The sequence below is a fragment of the Paenibacillus terrae HPL-003 genome (genome assembly GCF_000235585.1).
In the GTDB taxonomy this organism is placed as follows: domain Bacteria; phylum Bacillota; class Bacilli; order Paenibacillales; family Paenibacillaceae; genus Paenibacillus; species Paenibacillus terrae_B.
Genome location: NC_016641.1, coordinates 3,178,917 through 3,201,882 on the forward strand (window position 1 = coordinate 3,178,917; position 22,966 = coordinate 3,201,882).

The window sequence follows — 22,966 nt, forward strand, 5'->3', positions numbered from 1 at the left end:
GCAGGAAGGGACATGGCCTTGAAGCCTTATTTTACAGAACACCCGCAATGGGATTTGGAGCTTGTGCTGGTGCGTCACGGCACAACCTTATGGAACAGGGAACGTCGATACCTGGGGCACTCCGATCTGGGCTTGCTACCGGGAGCAGAGCAGGAATTAGAGCCTTTGCGGGAAAAATTACAGAGACATTCCTTTGCCCGAATCTATTGTAGTGACTTGATACGTTGTCGTCAGACCTTGCAGATCATTTGGCCAGAATCGAAACCGGAATTGCGGTTGGAGCTGACATCGAAATGGGATTCTGAACGTTTCCTACCTAATAGGTCTGCTTGGTCTGTCATCATGGAACCACGTCTGAGAGAGCTTCATTTTGGGGAATGGGATGGAAAAACGTATGACATGCTCAAGGATGTGGCGCTGTACCGCGCGTGGATTGATGAGCCGCAACGGGTTACACCGCCGGGTGGAGAGCCCTGGAAAGACTTTGTGAACCGCCTTGGTGAATTTCTAGATTCTTTGTATGAGTGGCGTAAAATGATGGAGATTCAGAAAATAGGTTTGTCTGATGCCCCGCCTTCTGTGCTGGTCGTTACGCATGGTGGAGTGATTCGTCAGTTGGCTTGTATGCTGGTACCGGGTCATGATTTTTGGAGCCTGAATCCGAAGCCAGGAGCGGCCATTACGATTCGGTTGAGGTTGGCACAAAAGCCATTTGTAGATGTAACCGCCACCCGTTCTACAGAAAAATCACATCCAGATTTGGCTACAGGCCACAAGTTCACCGGATGGCTGGTGGAGCAGATATAGGGCAGGTAAACAGGCGGTTTGGGTTGTAAGCCATTCTTTTTTAACCTATAATCATCAAGTAAAAGAACGGCTTGACCAACACTACATCAAATATCCAGCAGACGAGGTCGGTGCAGTGGGATGAAACCCTCGGGTTCTTTCCGGTGCGCTGTTAAAAGGGAAGCCGGTGTGAATCCGGCGCGGTCCCGCCACTGTAAATGGAAAAATGCCAGCCCGCGCTGCTTTATGTGCCACAAAGCATATGAAGGAGCAGCAGGCTGTCGCATATTTCTGTAAGTCAGGATACCTGCCCGTCCGCCTGTCACCATAGTCCTTCGAGGAAAGGATGACGTGTTCGCAGTGACTGTCCATGCGGAAGAAACTGCCGCCTGCGTACGATCTGCGCTAACGTGACCCCTGTGTCCTTATCTGAGGATACAGGGGTTTTTTGAAAGGAAACTGGATTTAGCAGATATCGGATGATGTTCAAGTGACGCTCTTAAAAGAATTTATATGGAGGGGTGTAAATCATGGCAGGAAATAAAATAAAGGTCTGGACTACAGGCTTATTGGCTCTGATCTTGGCGGTTGTGCTGAGTGCATGTGGAGCTAACGGAAAGAACGCTGAAAATAAAGGGGATCAGGTCTCACAGCAACCGGGACAGACAGCAACCGCTCAGGAGCCTCCAGGAAAAACGGTCTACCCGCTGACCATTAAGGACGCGACCGGACAGGAGTTTACGTTCAAAAAAGCGCCGGACAAAATCGTTTCTGTCTCCCCGGCTGAAACCGAGGCGCTGTTCGCTATCGGACTGGATAAGGAAATTGTCGGCGTATCCGATTATTCCGATTACCCAGAAGCAGCTACGAAGAAGCCCAAAGTGGGCGGCATTATGAAGCCAAATGAAGAGGCGATCATTGCTGCGAATCCGGAAGTTGTTTTTGCAGGGATATCACTCAGTGAGCAGGCTACGACCAAGCTGCGTGACTTGGGAATTATGATTTTTAAAACCGAGCCGAAAACGGTTGAAGATATCATGGCTAATATTGAGCTATATGGGAAAATCACCGACCATCAGAAAGAAGCTAGAGCAGTAACCGACAAGATGAGAGCAGATGTAGCGGAAGTAAAAAACGGAGTTAAAAATATCGGTAAAGGGCAGAAGCTGAGAGTATACGTTGAATTTTCACCCGGCTGGACGGTTGGCAAGGGTGAGTTTATGGACGAGCTGATTTCTTTGGCGGGTGGGGAAAATGTCGCTGCAACCCAAAAGGGCTGGTACCAGATCAGTGAGGAAAATATTATTGCAGCCAATCCGGACGTCATTTTATACAGCAAAAATGTCAAGGACGACAAAACAGGCCAGACGCTCGGCGATATCATCAAAGCCCGCAGTGGCTGGGATCAAATATCCGCTGTTCGTCTCAATCGGGTGTTTGCCGTGGATGATAACTTGATGAGTCGTCCGGGTCCGCGCGTAACGGAAGGTCTCAAGGAAGTGGCCAAGGGCGTGTATCCTGAAATTTTCAAATGAATCGTAAACTAATTGGCCTTGGAGGGGCAGGTCTTGCCTTATTGCTGCTGACGCTGCTGCTCTGTCTCGGCATCGGCTCGGCCAAGCTTCCCGTCAGCCAAATCGCAGGTATTCTGGTCAACCATCTGCCGTGGTTAGGTGAGACGGTTACACCGGATTGGAATATGTCCACAGAGCAGATTATTTTGAAGATCAGACTGCCGCGTGTGTTACTGGGTATGCTGGTAGGCGCAGCGCTTGCGCTGGCGGGAGCCGGATTTCAGGGAGTGCTGCGCAATCCGCTGGCTGATCCTTACACGTTGGGGGTATCCTCGGGGGCTTCGGTAGGGGCAGCGGTACTGATTTATTGGGGGCTTCAATTTTCATTTGTAGGCGTATGGACACTGCCGCTGGTGGCGTTTACGACCGGAATGCTGACGTTGTGGATGGTGCTGACGCTGGCGAGGGAAGGCGGCAAAATTCCGACGCAAAGTCTCATTTTATCGGGCGTGGTGATGCAAGCTTTTCTGGGAGCCGTCGTTTCCTTTCTGACAGCCATGTCCAGGGAGACGGTCAATGAAATATTGTACTGGACCATGGGAAGCCTCAGTCTGCGCGGCTGGTCGTATACAGGCATCCTTTTACCTTATGTGGTCATTGGGCTGGTGTTTCTGTGGAACCGGGCACGAGTGCTGAACATTCTGGCCTTGGGTGAACGTCAGGCGGCTCATATGGGGGTTCATGTAGATGCAACGAAGCTATCTGTTCTAATCATATCCACGCTGCTGACAGCGGCGGCTGTCTCGGTATGCGGGGTGATTGGCTTTGTGGGACTCGTTGTACCGCATATCATCCGTCTGGTGACGGGACCCGACTACCGGATGATTGTTCCGTTATCCGCGCTGGGCGGGGCTATTTTTATGGTTTGGGCCGATACTGCGGCGCGTACATTGCTGGCTCCGACGGAAATTCCTCTTGGTGTCATGACAGCCTTTGTCGGTGCACCGTTCTTCGCATATCTCCTGTACCGGAACAAGAAGCTGCGCAGGGGGGGACTGCTGTGAAAGAAGCAAGTGGACGACAGGAGAAGCGAGTCCGAGCGTTAGAGATTGTCAGTCTGACTCGTGATTTCGGGGAATTCCATGCGTTGAAAAATATAAGCTGGAGCGTGGACGAAGGAGATTGGTGGGGCATCATAGGTCCGAACGGTAGTGGAAAAACGACGCTGCTGCATCTGCTTTCCGGTGTGGATCACCCGACTTCGGGCAACGTTCTTGTATATGGTAAAAAGGTCAGCAGCTATGGCAGAAAAGAGCTTTCCCGTTTTGTAGCTGTACTCCAGCAAGAAGGGCTTCCTCCGGTGGGTTACACGGTAAGGGAAGTTGTGGAAATGGGACGCTTTCCCCATCAGGACTGGTTTGGTAGAGAAAAGGTGGATAAGGAAAAAGGGAGGGACCCGGGAATCATCACGGATCGCGTGCTGGAGAGGCTGGGTCTTACTACTTTGGCGGACAGGCCGTTAGACCAATTGAGCGGGGGACAGCGGCAGCGTGTGGCTTTGGCGAAGGTGATGGTGCAGGAGCCGCAGATTTTGCTGTTGGACGAGCCTACAACTTATCTGGATCTACGCTATCAGCTTGAATTTATGGAGCTGCTGTCGGAATGGCGGCGGGAAACAGGAGTAACGATTATATCTGTTCTGCATGATCTCAATTTGACTGCCCAGTTTTGTGATGAATTGCTTGTGCTCAAGGACGGAATGGTTGAAGGGGTAGGAGCTTCGTCAGAGCTGCTGACAGAGGAACGAATTCGCCATGTGTACGGTGTTGAGCCTGTAATGTTGCCTCATCCGGATAGTGGCGTGCCGCAGCTTTTACTGCGAAGAAGTGCAAGGGATGCAGCTGGTCGGGGCGAACGACTTGAGTAACTGGAGTAAAGTGTTGAAGCAACAGAATTTATGATGAGATCGCTAAACACATATATAGGGAGCAGGGAGTGGAAGGCATGAACGAAAAATTACAGCAGTTAATAGACAGCATTGCACAGCCGGATGGGGCGACAGCCTTAGCGGCTTCGGAGTATCTGGATCAATTAACGAAGCCACCGGGAAGCCTTGGAAAGCTGGAAAGTCTGGCTATACAACTGGCAGGCATTACGGAGGTGGACAAGCCTGAGTTTGACCGTAAAACCGTTATGGTGATGGCTGCGGATCATGGAGTGTGTGAAGAGGGGGTCAGCGCCTTCCCGGCTGAGGTTACACAGCAAATGCTGTATAACATGCTGTCCGGCGGCGCGGCAATTAACGTGCTGGCACGTCATGCAGGCGCAGATGTCAAGGTGGTAGACGTGGGTGTGAACGCAGATGTCGCTCATGCGGATCTGGTGAACCGCAAGGTGCGTATGGGTACCGCGAACATGGCGAAGGGGCCGGCGATGCTGCGTACGGAAGCCGAGCAAGCGATTTTGGCTGGAGCTGAAGCCGTGGCGGAAGCAGTCAATGGCGGCACACGACTATTCGTAACCGGAGAGCTGGGCATTGGAAATACGACGGCCAGCGCTGCGGTCGTATGTGCCCTTACCGGGCTGGAGCCGGAAATTGTCGTCGGCCGGGGCACTGGCGTGGATTCGGCTGGGCTGACCCGTAAAATAGCGGTCGTCTGCCGCGCATTGGACGTGAACCAGCCTGACGGGAACGACGCCCTAGATGTACTGACCAAGGTCGGCGGTCTGGAGATTGCCGCATTGGCAGGCGTCATCCTCGGCGCAGCCGCCCATCGCTGTCCGGTCGTGCTGGACGGCTTTATCTCCGGCGCAGCTGCGCTCGCCGCGCGTACGCTTGCGCCTGCAAGCGCAGCGTACATGCTCGCTTCGCACGCCTCGGATGAGCGTGGGCACGCGGCGGTGCTCCGCGAGCTCAAGCTGGAGCCGATGCTTCATCTGGACATGCGGCTCGGGGAGGGCACAGGCGGTGCGCTTAGCCTGCACCTGATTGATGCGGCGTGCCGCATTATGCGCGAAATGGCGACCTTTGCCGATGCAGGCGTATCGGACGGTCAGGGAGCCGCGCAGCGATGAAGGCGCTCGTGACCGGCGGCGCACGCAGCGGTAAAAGCGGCTTTGCCGAGCGATTGTGCATGTCGCGCGCCCCGCGCGCCTGCTACATTGCAACGGCGCAAGCCTACGACGTGGAGATGAAGGAGCGCATCGCCCTTCATCGGCTCCAGCGCGAGTCTGCCGGGTACGACTGGCAGACGCTGGAGGAAGCGCAGGCGCTGCCGGAGCTGCTGCGGCGCCTGGGCGGTGGCGTAGAGCCACGGCTGGCTGCGCAAGGCGGTAATCCTGCCGACGAAGCCTCCGCATCGGGCACGTCTGCCGCTTCCCCGTTGGAGCAGCCTGACGCAGCGCCAACAGGCGAAGGCCGCAGCGTTTTGCAGACTGCGGCGCAGCAGTCTGTCGTTGCGGAGCAGCAGCGCGGCAGTGACACTGCCAACTTGCGCGCCAGCCAAGCATCGCAGCCGTCGGCCGTGCCGATGGTACTGGTCGACTGCCTGACCCTCTGGCTGTCGAACGTGCTGCTGGCCGCAGGCGAGGACGGCGAAGCTGCATCCAGAGCCGCCATGGATGCACTGGTGATAGCTGTGAAGCAGTATCCGGGGCCGCTCGTCATCGTGACCAATGAGGTCGGTGATGGCATTGTGCCTGAGTATCCGCTTGGACGCCTGTATCGGGATTTAAGCGGAATGATGAATCAGCGGATCGCCCGCCTTTGTGATGAGGTATTTCTGGTGACGGCTGGCATTCCCGTAGAACTAAAACAATTGGAATACAAGCTATGAGCGGCGAACGTCAGGCAATGGCGGCGGCTTTTCAATTTTTGTCCCGTCTTCCAGTTAAGGCAGAGCTAGATTTTTCGCCAGAGCTGCTAAAACGTAGTGCAAGCTATTATCCGTTGGTAGGGATGGTCATCGGCCTCATCGTATGGTGCTTTGCAGCGCTTGCCTCTCTGGTATTGCCACCGTTGCCATGTGCAGTTCTTACTCTTGCCGTTTGGGTGTGGCTCACGGGTGGGCTGCATCTGGACGGCTGGATGGATGCGGCTGATGCTTTGTTCAGCTACCGTTCCCGTGAACGGATGCTGGAGATTATGAAGGATAGCCGTGTAGGAGCGATGGGCGTCATTGCGTGTGTGCTGTTGCTTATGCTCAAGGCTTCTTTGCTGTATACGGTGCTTTCTGAACGGGATCTGTCCGGTTTATTGCTGCTTCCGATGGTTTGGAGCCGCTGGTTTATGGTAAGCGCGATGAGACGCTGGCCGAAAGCTCGTAATGATGATGGACTGGCAGCGCGTTTTGCCGATATGAGTAGCAGACGTGCCGGGTTGGCTGTGTTCTGGGCTGTACTCATTACGGTGTGTGCCGCAGCAGGGCAATTGATCATTGCCGGATGGTTGACAGGAACAGGCGGCATGGGCAATACAACTTTTATAGCGAATTGGCAGTCAATCTTTTCCCATCCGGGCGAATTAGCCATTTGGACAGGCTTTTTGCTGCTGCCGCTGCTGGCCAATGGTGTTGGAAGCTTCACAGCAAGCCGTATTAACCGCCGTTTGGGAGGACTTACAGGGGATATTTACGGAGCCTTGAACGAATTGCTGGAGACCGTTTTATTGCTGTTTATTGTAATTTTGCACGGGCTGTAGGCAGATTTTTTAAATGAATTGGTAAAAGGAGAAGAGGCAATTGTCAAAATTCGAACCGTCTCGCACGAATCCCGCAGCGGTGCTTATGCTCCAGGGCACAGCATCGGATGTGGGCAAAAGCGTGGTGACCACTGCACTGTGCCGTATATTCACGCAGGATGGCTATCGTCCCGCACCGTTCAAGTCACAAAATATGGCGCTAAATTCTTATGTCACCGAGGACGGCAAAGAAATTGGACGCGCTCAGGGTGTGCAGGCAGAAGCCTGCGGTATTGAAGCGACGACCGACATGAACCCGATTTTGATTAAACCGGTCAAGGATATGCATTCACAAATTGTTGTTCATGGTGTGCCTTATGCATATATGAGTGCTTCCGATTACCGAAAGAAATTTTTGCCGCAAGCTAAACAGACGGTCATGGACGCGCTGAATCGGCTGCGTGATACCTATGACATTGTGCTTATGGAAGGGGCAGGCAGTCCGGCAGAAATTAATTTAAAGGACCGTGATATTGTAAATATGAATCTTGCGGGCTGGGCGGACGCTCCAGTGCTGCTTATTTCGGATATCGACCGGGGCGGTGTTTTCGCTTCTCTGGTAGGAACGATTGAGCTGCTGGAGCCGCATGAGGTGCAGCGTATCCGTGGATTCGTCATTAACAAGTTCAGAGGGGATCTGTCCCTGCTTCAGCCGGGGCTGGACTGGCTGGAGGAACGAACCGGTATTCCTGTACTCGGCGTGCTGCCCTACCTACCGGATATCCGCATTGAGGCAGAGGATTCCGTGGTGTTGGACAAGAAGCCCAAGCTGTCTGCAAAGGATAAAGCGCTGGACATCGCGGTCATTCGTTATCCGCGGATTTCCAATTTTACAGACACGGATGCATTGGCCGCAGAGCCGGATGTGAGTGTACGTTATGTCACGGAGGCCGGAGAACTGGGTGTACCTGACGTTATTATTTTACCGGGGACGAAGGACACGATTGGTGATCTGCTTGAATTGCGGACAAGAGGTCTGGAGCAGGACATCCGGGAGGCTATGAATACGGGACGCACGCAGTTGGTTGGCATTTGTGGAGGCTATCAGATGCTCGGCACAGCCTTGTTTGATCCCGAAGCGGTCGAATCAGGTATGCCGCAGCAGGCAGAAGGGTTAGGTTGGCTGGCTCTATCCACGACCTTTTTAAAGGAAAAGCAAACGGTACGCGTACAGGGAACCTTGTCTGGTCACTGTCCATTGTTGCTAATTGCACCCAATTCGGATTCTGCTCCTACGACGATGATTGAAGGCTATGAAATACATATGGGCGTCACGGAATGTGTTACGGAACCACATGCGCCTACAGAGGGTACCGAGGGAATGAATCCAATGCACACCTTATTTCATATCCGTCGCGGCGAGGGAACGGCCTTTGAGGAAGGATGGGGAACAGCGGATGGTAAAGTATGGGGTACCTATTTGCATGGCGTGTTTGATAATGATCGTTTTCGCCGTTCCTGGCTGGATGGATTGAGACAAGCCAAGGGCTTGGCGGCGCTGGACAGCACCTTTACCGTACGTGAAGCCAAGGAACGTGAGTTTGACCGTGTTGCAGGGGTGGTGCGGGCTCATTTGGACATGGACCGAATCTACCGCATTATGGGGATGGACTCTTAACCTTCATAGATGATCGTATAACATAACGCTTTAAAAAAAATAAAGAGGTATCTCCACAGCCGTGTTCGTGGCCGTGAGGTACCTCTTTCATTGTAGTTCAGCTTACTTGATTTTGAATTTTTGTACGGCTGTTTGCAGTTCGGTCGCTTGCTTGCTTAATTGGCGTACGACCTCGCTGTAGCCTTCCATTTCACTCAGTTGCTCTTCGGAATTTAAACCGATTTCCTGAATCATATGCTGGGCATTGGCAGCGATGAGAGCTGTCTCTTCCACGGAAGCTGATACTTCCTCCGAGCTGGCGGATACCTGCTCCGTTGCTGCGGATACCGTTTGAATCGTCGCGTTGATCGTTTGCATGAGCTGACTTAGCTGATTAAAGGCTGAACTTGCTTGCTGCACCATTTCCGTTCCCGAATGAATTTCACGGCTGACCCGGGTCACAGAGTCAACGGACTGTTGAGATACTTCCTGAATGGTTACCAGGTAATCGGAAATTTGCTGTGTCGCTTCTTTCGACTGCTCGGCGAGCTTGCGAACTTCTCCGGCTACAACGGCGAAGCCACGTCCATGCTCACCCGCACGGGCAGCCTCAATGGAGGCATTCAGGGACAACATTTGGATCTGCTTCGTAATATCGAAAATAGCTGAAACAATGCTGCCAATGGCTTCGGAGCGCTCATTCATACTATGGATGTATCGAAGCGACTCATCGGCAGCCTGTCCTACCTGCGACATTTGGGCAACAGCATTTTGAGCGAGTGTATTACCGTTCACTGTTTCTTCGGTTGCTTCACTGATCTGATCGGATACATCATTGGCAGAGGAGGCGATATGCTGAACACCTTGAGCGATTTCCTCCATAGCCTGTGCATTTTCAGCAGCAGCAGAAGCTATGCTGGTACTGCCCTTTGCCACTTCCCCTGCGGCAACTGTAGAGTCCTGTACTTTTACACCTATGGCTTCAGTCCGGCGAAGCAGCTCGTCCGAGCCTTGTACAACCGCACCGGATGTGGAAAGCACATGACCGATCATTTCTTTCAGATTGTGGGACATGGATTGGAAGCTACGGGCAAGCTGCGCAATTTCGTTGTTACCGATAACCTTCGGTTCTTGTGACAGATCACCTTGAGCAATTTTTTCACTATGACGAACCAATTCGGCAATAGGCTCTACAACCTTTCGTACAACAATGGTAGAAATAATTCCACCCAGCAGGAGCGTTGCAATTGTAATACCGATGCAAATCCATAAAATTTGTTGGGATTTTTCCTGCACAAATCCAACGTCCTCGTTCACACCCAGGACCAAGTTACTGCCCGCTATGGCAAAGAAGGCGGTTTTGTGTAATCCGTATGAATCGCTGTAAGCGCCGGTGACATTCATCTCGCCTTGTTTTGCTTTTTGGATATCCTCCACAGGAACAAGTACATCCTTAACCTTATATACCGATTTTTCATTTCGTGCGACAACCTCGGCCTTACCATCTTTCACTACTGCGATATATGCCGATTCAAGTTTAAGCGTGTTGACCTTATCTTGAAGATAAGATTCCATCTGCATACCAGACCCGGAATCTGAACCATTTCCTTGCTGTGCCTGAACTGCTAATGAAATATTAAGATCCTGATACACACTCTTGGCCCCGATCTCCAGCATTTGATCCACCTGAGGCATGACACTGTTATTAATGATACTCATGGATACTGCATAAAAACTGATGCTGAACAGAAGGGACGCGAAGAGCAGAATCATTACAATCATAATCCGTAATCTTGCGCCAATGGAACGATTAAAACGCTGCATGAAAAATCTCCTCTCACATGATAATGATAAGTTGGTAATAAAAAGAAAATATACAAATTTCCCTGCTTGAAGTAGGTCGCTTGTCCAATTTGCATTAGACACGTCATGATCTACTTATTTTCCTTTTCTGCTTGAAGAAAAAACTGAAAATGTTCGGATTCTATGTATATTTCAGCTGTATTCAAGGGGCAAGAACAAGAAAGGGAAGTAATACATGAATTACTAAAAAGTAGGTTAGACCTATTTTACATAATTAACAGGCGGTTGAATAGTCATATTTGCCCAAAAACAAACAAAAAATATATATCTATGGTCTTGGGTGTTTAGATGGAGTGATTTGGGCAGATCACGAAAATAAATATCTCATCCCTTCTTTTAAGACTATTGTAAAAAAGAAGTAATGGAAGTAGTATAAGGAATGTCACTTTCCATGTACTTCCTGAAAGCTGTTTTATATAAGTACGAATGTGGCCTTCAATATACATAAAAAGGGGAAAAGGCTTTATGAATCAGGATTTACTTTCCAAAGAAATGATTTCGCAGGCAGGAGGTGAAGATAAACAGGAGCTTGCTTCCGGCAATGGAAAAGCTGGCAAAGCAAGGAATCCAATAAGTCGCCTGTTTAATTTTATTTCGGGCGTATTTGCTCCAATCTTGCCGGCACTGATCGGGGCGGGAATCATTCAGGTGATTGCTTCTGCCTTGTTGTATCTTGATATTGATTCTAATTTTAAGATTTTTATTATTCTATCGTACATTGGCAGAATAGTATTTTACCTTTTACCCATTATGGTAGCGGTAAGTGCAGCCAAAAAGCTTGGCAGCAACATATTCATTGCAGCGGTCATCGGGGGATGCTCATTTCTTCCCGGCCTTACAGAAATGCTGAAGTCCGCTAAAGAGATCAGCTCGATCCGTTTACCAGTGGCAGAGCCGCAGTACATTTCTTCCTTTATACTGATCCTTATTGCCGTTTGGCTTGCAGCGAAGATTGAGCAAGGGTTGGCCAAATTTAATCGCTATTCCATTAAGCTGCTGGTTGCCCCAACGTTGACGCTCATGATTATAATGCCTTTATTGCTGTTTGTTTTTGGTCCGCTGTGGACTACCCTGGCTCATACATTGTCAGAAGAATTTTCTTCATTATTCTTCTTCAATTCGGAAGTATTGGCGGGTCTGCTGTATGGAGGCACGATGCCTTTGCTTCATTTTGCGGGCATGCAATATATGATGTTGAACGATATGTTGGAATCCGTTGCTGCGACGGGCTATGATTATATTGCTCCTGTCATGGTGGCGGCGGTTATGGCTCAAGCGGGTGCGGCCTTCGGCGTATGTATTAAATCCAAAAATTCCAAAGTCAAGGCGCTGGCCGCAACCACAGGCTTGTTAGCCATGATGGGAATCATTGAACCAGCTATGTATGGTGTTAATATACGTTTCAAAAAACCGTTTCTTGCCGCGCTGATCGGCGGGGCTATTGGCGGGGCCTTTGTATGCCTCTTTGAAACGGCGATTACTTCTCTCGCAAGCTTATTCGGACTAATGACTTTACCGCTGTTTAGTGACTCTACGCTTATATATGCCGTTTTGGGTATGGCCATTTCGTTTGTTACTGCTGGTGTAATTACGTATTTCATGGGCTTTGTGGAGGAAAAAGAGGAACATTTGAAAGTAACATCTGCATCTGGCACCAGCACTGCATCGGATTTGGCAGTGGAAAAGAGCGCCAACAACTAGGCGGCTTCGAATAAACCGTCGAAGGACGTGTCATTTCCCCAGTGGGGGGATCGTGTTTTATAACTCCAAAAGCGGACACGCCGCAGCACTATCTTGCTGGGGACTTGTCATGCTGATTAACGTCAGTGATTTGGTGCTCCTATCGCCTAGAGGCCTAATGAAAGTGTTTACAAAAAAACTTGTCAGTTCAGTTCTTATATGATATTATGATGGCAGTTATTCAAAACTGCACATTCGTGGATTGTTACTGATCACATCAGGCAAAACCATAAGCAGGCACTAAGTGTCAGTTTTGGTATTGCCTTTTTTACTACTCCAAGCGGCCTAAGGTGATGGAATGAAGATAGCAAAGGTGCTGAATAACAATGTCGTAACGGTCATTGATGAACAGCAGAAAGAATTAGTCATTATGGGAAGAGGCATTGCTTTTAAGAAAAGCGCAGGTGATGAGATTGATGAAGGGAAAATCGAGAAAATCTTTAAACTTGAAAGTACCGAGGTTTCCCGCAAGCTGATGACCCTGATGTCTGATATCCCTATTGAATATGTTGAAATTTCTGATGAGATCATTCAATATGCCAAAACGATACTTGGTGTGGAATTGCATGACAGCATCTATATTTCACTGACGGATCATATCCATTTTGCCATAGAGCGTTATCGTTTGGGGATGGATATAAAAAACGCCCTTTTCTGGGAAATCAAACGAATGTACCGCAAGGAATTCTCAATTGGGACCAAAGCACTACACATGATTCAGGACAAGCTGGGAGTTACGCTTCCGGATGATGAAGGAGCGTTCATCGCTCTGCATTTGGTGAATGCACAGCTCAACAGCGAAATGCGCGAAACAGTAGCCCTGACTAACATCGTCAAGGACATTATTAACATTGTAAGCCGCTTTTTTGTAATAGAGCTGGATGAAGAGTCGTTAACCTATTACCGCTTTATTACACATCTCAAATTTTTTGCTCAACGGGTAATGAATGGGACTCCTGTACAAAATGCAGATAATTCCCTTCATGATATGGTTAAGGTGCAGTATAAGAGTGCTTATGCCTGTGCGGAAAAAATAAGGGATTACACGGCTAAAATCTATGGTCGGAGCTTGTCCCAGGATGAGATGTTGTATCTCACCATTCATATCGAACGTATCATTAATAATCAATGATTTATCAACGATCAGAGATTTAGGATTGCTACTTCCAAACCAGAAGGCAAAACCTGAATGCTGAAAGAAGATTGGCTTTTTATAAAGCTGTCTGCTTTCTGTATTCAGGTTTTTTTATTGCCAATTTGCGCATTTTATACTTTAAATGAAAAGAGGAACCCTCATGGATCGAAATCAATTATCCAAAGAGATACTTACACTGGTCGGTGGTGAAGAGAATGTTGAGCAGGTAGTTCACTGCATGACCCGTCTGCGTTTCAATCTTCATGATGATAAGAAAGCTCAGAAAGAGCAACTGCAGAAAACGGACGGCGTCATGGGAGTGATGGAAAGCGGCGGCCAGTTTCAGGTTATTATCGGTAATGATGTAGCTAACGTGTACAAATCGTTGGTGAGCAACATGTCCAAGGCACCACAAAGTGAAACAGGCGCAAGCAATGCAGCCAAGAAAAAACAAAACCCAATCAGCAGTCTGTTTGATTTTATTGCTGGTATGTTTACACCTATTTTGCCGGCGATCACCGGTGCAGGTATGATCAAAGGGATCATTGCTCTATTGGTGGCAATGAACTGGATGTCCGATAAGAGTCAAACCTATACGATTTTAGCGGCAATAGGGGACGGAGCATTCTATTTCCTGCCGATTATTCTGGCTGTGAGTGCTGCTAGAAAACTGGGAAGTAACATGTTTATCGCGGCCGCGATAGGCGCCTCGATTTTGCATCCGACGATTACGGCATTGCTGGCATCCAATGTGAAGGTTAGCTTCATCGGTCTTCCGGTGACAGCGGCCACTTATTCTTCGACCGTTATTCCAATCGTTATCGCGATCTGGCTGGCGTCCTATGTGGAAAAATTCATTGATAAGTATACGCATGCATCACTGAAGCTGCTTGTTGTTCCGACACTGACTCTGTTGATTATTGTACCTTTGACGTTGATTGCAGTAGGTCCGCTGGGCTCTATTATTGGGAATGGCCTGTCGGGCGGTATTTCCTGGCTATTTGAAAACACAGGTGCACTTGCAGGTCTGCTGCTCGGCGGTACCTTCTCCCTGATCATCATGACAGGTATGCACTATGCGTTGGTTCCTATTATGATTGGTTCGATTGCAACGTTGGGCTTTGACTACATGATTCCGATTATGGGAGCAGCTAACCTGGCTCAGGCTGGTGCTGCACTCGGCGTATTCTTGAAATCCAAAAATGACAAAGTTAAAACCGTGGCTTTCTCCACGAGTTTGACAGCTATTATGGGTGTAACGGAGCCTGCGATGTATGGTGTAAACATGCGGTTTAAAAAACCATTTACTGCAGCGTTGATCGGCGGAGCCGTCGGTGGGGGCTTCATGAGCTTGTTTGGTACAAAAGCGTATGTTATGGGTGGATTAGTTGGTTTGCCTGGTCTGGCGATGTTTATCGGACCGACTTTCTTGTACGCAATTCTTGGTCTCATTATTGCATTTGTGGTTGCTACATTGGTTACTTATTTGATCGGCTTTACAGATGAAAAGAAAGAAGAAGCACCACAAGCAACAACAGATGCTGCTGGAGAGGCCACTACTGAGGAAGTAGCAGAATCTACAGTAGCCTCACTGCCAAAAGGTGAGAAAATCCCGGTATACAGCCCGATTATGGGTGAGGTTAAGCCGCTCAGTGAAGTCAATGACCCTGCTTTTTCTCAGGAAATCATGGGTAGAGGTTGGGCTATTGAGCCATCTGAAGGTCGCGTTGTTTCTCCAGTTGAAGGTACAGTATTCTCCATTGCCAAAAGTGGACATGCCATAGGTTTGGTGAGTGATTCCGGGCTTGAAATGCTCATACACGTTGGGATGGATACGGTTAAGCTGAAAGGCCTTCATTTTACTCCTCATGTGAAAGCAGGGGATCGAGTAAAGGTAGGCGATCTCTTGCTGGAGTTTGATCTGGCGGAAATTCGTAAGGCTGGTTACGAAACGATTACACCTGTTATTGTTACGAACGTAGCTCAGTTTAGTGAGATGGAGCCTGCTGGAAACCAGCATAAAGTGATTAAGGAACAGGAGCTTTTTTATACAGTAATTGTCTAACGACAACAAAAGATTTTACGTATAATCTAAGATCAATCGTTAGATTCAACAAAAGGCAAGTCTTCGAAACAGGAAGACTTGCCTTTTTGCGTTCTCAATGTAATCCCCCAAAGCTATGCTGGTTTCAACCTATTTATTTAAACAAAACCTACAAAGATAGTTGGCTTTGTGATATAGTAATTTACGGATTGAAGGGTCACTTCATAAAATATCATCTGTCTGGAGGAAAAATATATGGATACCTTCTTTATTATTTTGAATGTGCTTGTGCTGCTTGCACTGCTCGGCGTGTTGGTCTGGATGCAGAAAAAGCGCATTTCCTTTACAAAAAGAGTATTTGCCGGGCTGGGCTTCGGGCTGATCTACGGGGCTATTCTTCAATACGCCTATGGGGCGGGCTCAGAGGTCATTACAAAATCGGTCGATTGGTTCAACCTCGCAGGCAATGGTTATGTCCGTTTGCTGCAAATGGTAGTTATTCCGCTCATCATGGTGTCGATCATTTCGGCTATTATGAATTTGAAGGGAAGACAGAACCTTGGCAAAATAAGCGTGTCTATTATTGCAGTACTGCTGATTACAACGGCTATTGCCGCTTCGGTCAGTATTGTGACCAGCTTGTCGTTCGATCTTAAAGCGATTGAGATTCAAAGTGGGGAAAAGGAACAAGCACAGGGCTTGAAGATGGAGGAGCGTCTTGGAACAGTTCAGGATATGACGATTCCACAGCAGGTGCTGGAATTTATTCCATCCAATCCTTTTGAGGATATGACGGGAGCACGTCGTACTTCGACGCTGGCAGTAGTGATTTTCTCCGCTTTTATCGGGGTAGCCGTGCTTGGACTGGATCGTAAAAAGCCAGAGCAGGCGCAAACCTTTCGTAAAGTAATCGACGCCGTGTACGCTGTAGTGATGCGGATTGTGACGCTGGTGCTGAGATTGACGCCTTACGGTATTTTGGCGCTGATTACTAAAGTTGTAGCCACGACGAATCCGGATGAAATCTTGAAGCTGATCAAGTTTGTACTCGCTTCTTATGTGGCTCTGTTGGTCATGTTCGTCATTCATCTTATTTTGCTGGCTCTGTTTGGCTATAACCCGGTAACGTATGTGAAAAAGGTATTGCCTACGCTGGTTTTTGCTTTTACATCCCGTTCCAGTGCGGCAACTATTCCGTTGAATGTTGAAACGCAAACGAAAAAGCTTGGTGTGTCGGATGGCATCGCGAATCTGTCTGCCACCTTGGGAGCGACCATTGGACAAAATGGTTGTGCAGGTATTTATCCGGCCATGCTGGCGGTTATGATTGCGCCAACCGTGGGCATAGATCCGACGAGCTGGGATTTTATCCTCACGCTCATTCTGGTCGTTACGGTCAGTTCCTTCGGCGTGGCGGGTGTAGGCGGTGGTGCTACCTTCGCTTCTCTGATCGTGCTTTCGACCATGAACTTGCCCGTAGCCTTGGCGGGATTGCTTATTTCGGTTGAGCCACTGATCGATATGGGACGCACAGCACTGAATGTCAATGATTCTATTACGGCAGGACTCATTTCAGGCAAGGTGCTCAAGGAGAATGATCAGGATGTGTTCAACGATCATGGTATGGATTTAGATACGACGGTAAGCTCCTAATTGGGACGTTAGGAACTCTCTTCACAGTTTGGGGAGCAGGCTTGTGGGGTAGAAGTATCTGCGTGTATGTCAATACTCTGAGTCGGTCATAAGGCCGGCTCTTTGTGCTGTTTTATCTATTTAAGTTATAGCTGTTCATGAATCGTAATCTGTGATACATTAAGATAATGTTTTTCCGGCTTGCTCCGGATGAACCGCGGTTCGCAACCATCCCGCGCTATCAAAACTAGGAGGATTTCATGTTTAATTTGCTATGGGGGGCAGCCTTTGTCCTCGTCAATTTTATGTTCTTTTTATTATGTTATCGTTTGTTCGGTAAAAAAGGGTTGTACGCCTGGATTGGTGTGGCTACCGTACTTGCCAACATTCAGGTAACCAAAACCATTGATTTGCTCGGCATTACGACGACATTGGGAAATACAATGTATGTCTCTATGTACATGGCCAGCGATTTGCTGAATGAGAAATATGGGCCTAAAGAGGCGCGTAAAGCTGTGTGGTTCGGATTTTTCACCTTAATCATGACGACGCTAACGATGCAGATGGCGCTGGTGTTCCAGCCTAATGCAACCGATTTTGCCCAGGCGCCGATGCAGCAATTATTCGGACTATTACCAAGACTTGCGCTTGCCAGCCTGACGGCCTATGCGGTTAGCCAATTGCTGGACGTTCGTCTATACTCGTGGATTCGCAAGTTTTTCCCGGAACGTCACCAGCTCTGGATTCGCGGCAATGGCAGTACGATGATTAGCTCGTTTATTGATACGCTCATTTTTTGCAGCATCGCCTTTTACGGCTATGAATGGGGAATATGGCTGGAGCTACTGTTCACCACCTATATCTTAAAATTTGTACTAACCGCGGCGGGTACACCGATATTGTACATCGCACGCAACTTTCGCTTTAAAGAAGAGGAGGGGCAAACTCTCAAGCCATAATTGGCCTGGGAATGCTCCTCTTTTTTTGTACTAAATGTAATCGTTTTCATTCCTGTATATAGATGAATCGTTAAATGAAGCTCACAGTCGCTTATATTGAAATCAAACCTTTTGCTATGAAGGAGGCTACAGGAATGACGCAGTTTATCCCATGCACCCGATGCAAATTTCGCTATGTGACACCAAGGGCCAGAGAAAGTTTTAAACAGGAGAAAATGGCAGGAGAAGCCTTGCTATGCCTGCATTGTATCGCTGAACTTACAGGTAAAATTATAGATCAGTCCGGGAGCCTTGTTGATCCACATGAGCTTGAACAGTCCAAACGGCAGCAGCATATTCCAAGGTCGTCTATTGAGGGCTGTAGACCCTGTATGAAGAAACGAAGGCAATGAAGGAGATCAAGTACGTCGCTACAGTTAAAACCTCAAATGCTTCACTTATATTGATATCGTCAGGAAGGTGGTTTGCTCAAAATCGGGATGCCATTGGAATGGAATAATAAACTGGAGGTTTTGGAAGATGGGAATAACGAAGAACAAAAAAATGTTGATTAAAGGTGCGGGCAAGTTTATGGCTAAAATTCCGAATAGTGATGAACTCATCACGATTGGAACACTGAACAACATGCTTCTGGACATCCAACTTGATATGCAGGATATCGAGGGTGGAGATTCCAGTGTACCCTTGGATGCATTGCTTCGTAAAAAAACGATTGATATTACAGCTCAAGATGCCAAATTTGACTTAAATCTGGTCCGTCTCGTCCTTGGTTCCAAGCTACGTGAAGGTGTTAGCGGAGTGTCTTACCGACTGGTAACGGAAACGGTGACGGTTCCGGGGGAATCCCCATACCAGGTGCTGCTCACAGAAGCCGCAGCGACAAGCCCTGCTATGAAGGCTTACGAGGATGTAATTACAGGCACAGATGTAACCACAGAAGTTACCGTGACAGGTAATAAGGCAGTGTTCGATGCAGCGTTGGCCGGGAAAAAAGTAGTGATTGTCTATCCTGTCGCTTTGAGTGGAGTCCAGCAGGATGACGATGGATTTGTGTGGGAACTGGAAGAGAAGCACGTGATTCAGGAAGTGAACGGGAAGTGTGAGGCAGAGCTTGTCTTTGGCACCTCGCTGTACACCACGCCTGAAATTTCAGTGCGTACGTTAACAGGAAACAAGCTTCTCAAACGATTGTCCACCGGAATCCCTACCGAGGAGCAGTACCTTGTTGATGGTGGAAAGCTGATTTTCCATACGGCGTTAAAGGATGTAGCCATTTATGTAAATTATAAACGCAATGAAGTGGTGGATGTTCTGGATATTTCGAGCAGGGATTTACCGTTGACGGTTCATCTGGTTCATGATGGCCGTTTTGAGCAAAAGGACGGTTCTGTACAGGGATACCAAACGGAATTGTATCAATGTCGCGTGAAATCCAATTTCACGATTGATGCTCAGCGCCAGCAGGCGTCTACGCATAGTGTGACCTTGACGGTCATTGATCCGGAACGCTTTGATAACAAGCTAGGTACGATCAAGCGCTATGAGGTCGCATCGGCATCTGTTAACAACTGATACGTAAGGATGTGTGTTCAGAATGAACGATAGAGAGCTCACCATTCCATCTAAAAATGAGCTTCCCAAGTCAGCTGAAGTTGCGGAAGATGCAAAGGAGATTTTGACAGAAGAAGAAGCTCAGATCAGAGAAAAAGCATTCTTTGAAGAAGATGAACAGGTGCGTCTACGTGACGGTAAAACGTATTATTTGCCCCCGCTTGGGTTAAAGGATGCGCGCAAGCTGATTAAAAAGCTGAATGCTATTGATTCCGGTATTATTATTGCAAATCTGATCCCGGATGATCCGGAAGGTACGGATCGTTATCATGAGCTGATCGATGTGCTGATGATGGGCTTCAAGCCTTATTATAGCTGGATGACTCCTGAGCATTTGGAAGAGTATGTTGACCTCGAAACGGCCAAGCAAATTATTGATGCCATGATCGGACTGAATGGAATAAAAAAGTCCATGTAGCCTCTGAGGATGAGGAACTGGAGTATGACCGGCAAGCTCCCATTGACTGGGCGAATCTTTTTTTTAAGCTGGCCCATTATTGTCACCTGGATAAGCACCAGGTTTGGGACCTTACCCTCCCTCAGTTGGGCTACTATCTGGAGCAGTGTCATGACCATATCGAATTTACAATTAAAGTATCCTCTATGTCTGCCTTTGGGCTATGGAGCGAGGCTGATCAAATGGATCGGTCGGATACCCGCCATACAGGCCGTGAAGAAGTCAGGGAAGACGGCTCATATATGGGCAGCTATAAGATAGCGGACGAAGAAGATATGGCATTTTTGGCCAATATGCTTGGTTGAAGGACACTCCTGCTCTGCTCCGTATGGAGAGGCGGGAGTTTCATTTTATAAAGGGTGGTGAATGTATGGGTAATTTAGAGACTGATGTGCTTGCGGAGCTACAGGCATTTATTCAGACACTAAAGCATCCTTCTAGGGAGAAGAGGCAGGGATTGGATGTACGTTTTGAACGTTTGGAGGAACACAAGCGTACGTTAAGTACCTTTTTAAATTTTAGGACAAGGCCGGAAGCAAACCAGCAAGAACCGGATCAGCTATCAGCAGTTCCGAGTCAAAGTATGCAACATGAGATGAATGGTAAAGCGGAGTTGCAGGCCCTCCCTATGAATGAAAATGTGAGCAAGCTGCAGAGAGCTCAAAGCTGGAAGTCGCTAAATGATGATACAGCAGATGTACGAGCAGGCACTATGGAGTACATCCGTATGCGTAGGCACCAAGCCCAGGACTTGCAAAGTGTACTCAGTTATCAGCGTATATTTCATATGAGGCCGGAAGCCTCATGCAAATTCCAAGAGCAGTACAGCGAATGGAGAGGGCAGTCCCTGCAAACCCAATTGGGGATATGGGCTGGGATGGAATCATTAGCGGGAACGTTTCATATGCCAGGGGGCGTTACGGAGCTGACCCAAAATGAATATCTGACACGTACAAACGTGCAGCCATCGTATACGATCAACTCCGGTGATGTTGTTGTCCATATGACATTGCCTAATGTTACGAATAACGTAAGTCCGACCCAACTGGAGACGATGGGTAACAGGCTGGGAAGAGGTCTTAAAAACGGTAGAGTGGGAAGCTTGCGGGATCAACTTCTTATGAATCCGACCACTGCTTATCGTAGCAGTACATCTTATTAATCCATCATCCGTCGTAGCGGAGCAAAACATCATTTTTAATGACAGGAGGTATACATTTGACTCAGCAAAGTCCCCATAAATCAGAAGATATGGTCTACAAAAAGCGACTGTTTTACGATAATGGAATTCGTTTTGTCGAGGTCAAGGCTAAGCTAATCAATGAGTATAAGCCACCGGCTCCGAATCTGAAATCATATGTTCATGAGACGTTTTCCCACTCGGCAGGTTTGGTCAATCGTGGAACCTCACATTATTCAGCTACCCTAACACTTTTATTCTACTCTAAAAAGGAATACGCAGACTGGCTATCTTTTATAGGCTCGGAGCACAAGTATTATGATGAAAAAGGCACGATTTACCTAGGGATAGTAACAGGTCAACCAGATATTCAAACGGCGGAGATGGAGACTAAATATATCATCCAAGTCCAAATGTCACTTATTCGCAAGCAAAGTGATGATTCCCACAGCAAAAGCCAATTTATGGACCTCAAAGGCCATTGGGCATCCAGCTATATCGAGGAAATGGAGCAGCGTGGTATGGTTACCATCCATGCGGCTGAAGGCGAGGATAGCCCTTATTTCAGGCCGGACGAGAGCTGTACCCGGGCAGAGGGAATCACCTTTTTGATGAGGTCTTACAGGTATGTGGACCGGATTCTAAGGGGGCATTGAGATGAAACGCTGGATTGATGTAGACCCGCTGGATTGGTTTTATAGAGATATGCTGGATATGGCACGATTAGGTCTGGATGCTCCAAGCGAGCAAAGCTTTATAGAGGGGCTGCCCTACGACACTTTTGAACAAGGACATGAACGCATGATCAAGCGCTATGTCACGTTCGATGGCCAACAGGAGTTTGCCATTCCTGGCTATCAGGTGCATATTGAAAATCCGGTTTTTGTTCTCATCGATGGAGTTCAGGTGCAGCCTGAAAAAGTGGAGAACGAAAAGATAACGATGCCCCATCCTCTGTCTGGCGGACTTGAGGTGGTATGCATCGCGTATGGCAGACCCGCTTATCAGAAGGATGGCTGTGTTCATAGGCCTTATGTTGAGACGGACGAAAGTGCGATTTCCCTGCCTTCTGCGGCCTTGTCCATGGCGGCTGATTATCAAAGCCAAATGAAATATCAGCCGGAGACGGTCACGGTTCTGGGAACCAAGCTCAAGCGGCTGCCTGTGCAGATTCTGGCGGGAGAAGTTCCAAGTGAAGCTATTAAGAAGGCATTCGGCTTCAGACAGGATGTATTTGCGATTTATCAAGGAATTGTATACCTTCCCTTCAACTATAACGGATTTACTGCCATTGTCGGATATAACTATCGTGATGCCGGAAGGGTGCAATTCAAACAGGAGACCGTTGTTGCAAGCACTGCTCACGCCCGCTATCATGATCGTTTCTTTCCGGATGTTCGTATAAAACGAGCACAGTTTCTTGTTCTTCTGCAACAGATGCGGGTGGATATTTATAACAGATATACCGACCATGGATTGGAGAGCAGTGCGTATCCACAGAGAACTATACAGGATCGGAGTACCTTCTCAGGCCAATGGTATGAGCAGGCTGTTATGGACTTGATGAGTGAGCAGTTCCTAAACGGAAGCTGCGTATTTCCACTCTATGAAAACAATATGCTGGAGCCTGAAAAATGTATTACACGTGCGGAAGCCGTTGTATTTTTAAACCGGTTCATAGAATGGGCCATGGAAAAATTTAGATAGGAG

At 48.3% G+C, this 22,966-nt stretch carries 21 protein-coding genes and 1 riboswitch; of the genes, 20 read left to right on the top strand and 1 reads right to left on the bottom strand.

From position 1 onward, the window contains the following. The first annotated feature begins 12 nt into the window (after window positions 1-12). The 8 genes from HPL003_RS14545 (at window position 13) to HPL003_RS14585 (ending at window position 8,656) form a co-directional block, all read left to right on the top strand. The gene (locus HPL003_RS14545) at window positions 13-807 is read left to right on the top strand and encodes a histidine phosphatase family protein (RefSeq protein ID WP_238533517.1); all 795 of its coding nucleotides are present in this window, start codon (window positions 13-15) and stop codon (window positions 805-807) included. 114 nt (window positions 808-921) lie between these two features. Beyond that, a riboswitch (cobalamin riboswitch) is annotated at window positions 922-1,115 on the top strand. 201 nt (window positions 1,116-1,316) lie between these two features. Further along, window positions 1,317-2,321 carry an ABC transporter substrate-binding protein gene (locus HPL003_RS14555; RefSeq protein WP_014280440.1) on the top strand — a complete coding sequence of 335 codons (1,005 nt, stop codon included), beginning with the start codon at window positions 1,317-1,319 and terminating at the stop codon, window positions 2,319-2,321. Then, the gene (locus HPL003_RS14560) at window positions 2,318-3,364 is read left to right on the top strand and encodes a FecCD family ABC transporter permease (protein WP_014280441.1); all 1,047 of its coding nucleotides are present in this window, start codon (window positions 2,318-2,320) and stop codon (window positions 3,362-3,364) included. Before HPL003_RS14555 ends, HPL003_RS14560 begins: the two co-directional genes overlap by 4 nt. Further along, complete coding sequence (locus HPL003_RS14565) at window positions 3,361-4,227, top strand: ABC transporter ATP-binding protein (RefSeq protein WP_014280442.1); 867 nt, start codon at window positions 3,361-3,363, stop codon at window positions 4,225-4,227. The genes HPL003_RS14560 and HPL003_RS14565 overlap by 4 nt, the downstream gene beginning before the upstream one ends. A 77-nt stretch (window positions 4,228-4,304) precedes the next feature. Continuing rightward, window positions 4,305-5,375 (top strand): nicotinate-nucleotide--dimethylbenzimidazole phosphoribosyltransferase, encoded by a 1,071-nt coding sequence (cobT, locus tag HPL003_RS14570; protein WP_014280443.1) that lies wholly within the window; start codon window positions 4,305-4,307, stop codon window positions 5,373-5,375. After that, window positions 5,372-6,136 (top strand): bifunctional adenosylcobinamide kinase/adenosylcobinamide-phosphate guanylyltransferase, encoded by a 765-nt coding sequence (locus HPL003_RS30535; protein ID WP_014280444.1) that lies wholly within the window; start codon window positions 5,372-5,374, stop codon window positions 6,134-6,136. Before cobT ends, HPL003_RS30535 begins: the two co-directional genes overlap by 4 nt. Beyond that, window positions 6,133-6,999 carry an adenosylcobinamide-GDP ribazoletransferase gene (gene cobS / locus HPL003_RS14580; protein WP_014280445.1) on the top strand — a complete coding sequence of 289 codons (867 nt, stop codon included), beginning with the start codon at window positions 6,133-6,135 and terminating at the stop codon, window positions 6,997-6,999. Before HPL003_RS30535 ends, cobS begins: the two co-directional genes overlap by 4 nt. 40 nt (window positions 7,000-7,039) lie before the next feature. Next, window positions 7,040-8,656 carry a cobyric acid synthase gene (locus tag HPL003_RS14585; RefSeq protein ID WP_014280446.1) on the top strand — a complete coding sequence of 539 codons (1,617 nt, stop codon included), beginning with the start codon at window positions 7,040-7,042 and terminating at the stop codon, window positions 8,654-8,656. Window positions 8,657-8,758: 102 nt separating this feature from the next. Here HPL003_RS14585 and HPL003_RS14590 read toward each other — a convergent pair whose 3' ends face one another. Beyond that, window positions 8,759-10,459, bottom strand: a complete 1,701-nt coding sequence (locus tag HPL003_RS14590; RefSeq protein WP_014280447.1) for a methyl-accepting chemotaxis protein — start codon at window positions 10,457-10,459, stop codon at window positions 8,759-8,761. Between the two features lie 504 nt (window positions 10,460-10,963). Here HPL003_RS14590 and HPL003_RS14595 point away from each other — a divergent pair. The 12 genes from HPL003_RS14595 (at window position 10,964) to HPL003_RS14650 (ending at window position 22,963) form a co-directional block, all read left to right on the top strand. After that, window positions 10,964-12,199 (top strand): PTS transporter subunit EIIC, encoded by a 1,236-nt coding sequence (locus HPL003_RS14595; RefSeq protein WP_014280448.1) that lies wholly within the window; start codon window positions 10,964-10,966, stop codon window positions 12,197-12,199. A gap of 337 nt (window positions 12,200-12,536) precedes the next feature. Next, window positions 12,537-13,370 carry a BglG family transcription antiterminator LicT gene (gene licT, locus HPL003_RS14600; RefSeq protein WP_014280449.1) on the top strand — a complete coding sequence of 278 codons (834 nt, stop codon included), beginning with the start codon at window positions 12,537-12,539 and terminating at the stop codon, window positions 13,368-13,370. Between the two features lie 163 nt (window positions 13,371-13,533). Further along, window positions 13,534-15,438 (top strand): beta-glucoside-specific PTS transporter subunit IIABC, encoded by a 1,905-nt coding sequence (locus tag HPL003_RS14605; RefSeq protein WP_014280450.1) that lies wholly within the window; start codon window positions 13,534-13,536, stop codon window positions 15,436-15,438. Window positions 15,439-15,672: 234 nt separating this feature from the next. Next, window positions 15,673-17,070 carry an L-cystine transporter gene (locus HPL003_RS14610; protein ID WP_014280451.1) on the top strand — a complete coding sequence of 466 codons (1,398 nt, stop codon included), beginning with the start codon at window positions 15,673-15,675 and terminating at the stop codon, window positions 17,068-17,070. Between the two features lie 239 nt (window positions 17,071-17,309). Beyond that, a complete protein-coding gene (locus tag HPL003_RS14615; RefSeq protein ID WP_014280452.1) occupies window positions 17,310-18,008 on the top strand; it encodes a queuosine precursor transporter in 699 nt (232 codons plus the stop codon). A gap of 134 nt (window positions 18,009-18,142) precedes the next feature. Next, a complete protein-coding gene (locus HPL003_RS14620; RefSeq protein WP_014280453.1) occupies window positions 18,143-18,400 on the top strand; it encodes a hypothetical protein in 258 nt (85 codons plus the stop codon). A gap of 127 nt (window positions 18,401-18,527) precedes the next feature. Continuing rightward, window positions 18,528-19,580, top strand: a complete 1,053-nt coding sequence (locus tag HPL003_RS14625; RefSeq protein ID WP_014280454.1) for a hypothetical protein — start codon at window positions 18,528-18,530, stop codon at window positions 19,578-19,580. Between the two features lie 22 nt (window positions 19,581-19,602). Continuing rightward, window positions 19,603-20,037: a hypothetical protein gene (locus tag HPL003_RS14630; RefSeq protein ID WP_014280455.1), complete on the top strand. Its 435-nt coding sequence runs from the start codon at window positions 19,603-19,605 to the stop codon at window positions 20,035-20,037. A 125-nt stretch (window positions 20,038-20,162) separates the two neighbouring features. Next, window positions 20,163-20,381: a hypothetical protein gene (locus HPL003_RS14635; protein WP_014280456.1), complete on the top strand. Its 219-nt coding sequence runs from the start codon at window positions 20,163-20,165 to the stop codon at window positions 20,379-20,381. Window positions 20,382-20,446: 65 nt separating this feature from the next. Then, a complete protein-coding gene (locus tag HPL003_RS14640) occupies window positions 20,447-21,238 on the top strand; it encodes a hypothetical protein (RefSeq protein WP_014280457.1) in 792 nt (263 codons plus the stop codon). 56 nt (window positions 21,239-21,294) lie between these two features. Beyond that, the gene (locus tag HPL003_RS14645) at window positions 21,295-21,912 is read left to right on the top strand and encodes an S-layer homology domain-containing protein (RefSeq protein ID WP_014280458.1); all 618 of its coding nucleotides are present in this window, start codon (window positions 21,295-21,297) and stop codon (window positions 21,910-21,912) included. 1 nt (window position 21,913) lies between these two features. Then, window positions 21,914-22,963, top strand: coding sequence for a hypothetical protein (locus tag HPL003_RS14650; protein WP_014280459.1), 1,050 nt, complete (start codon window positions 21,914-21,916; stop codon window positions 22,961-22,963). Window positions 22,964-22,966: the final 3 nt, after the last annotated feature.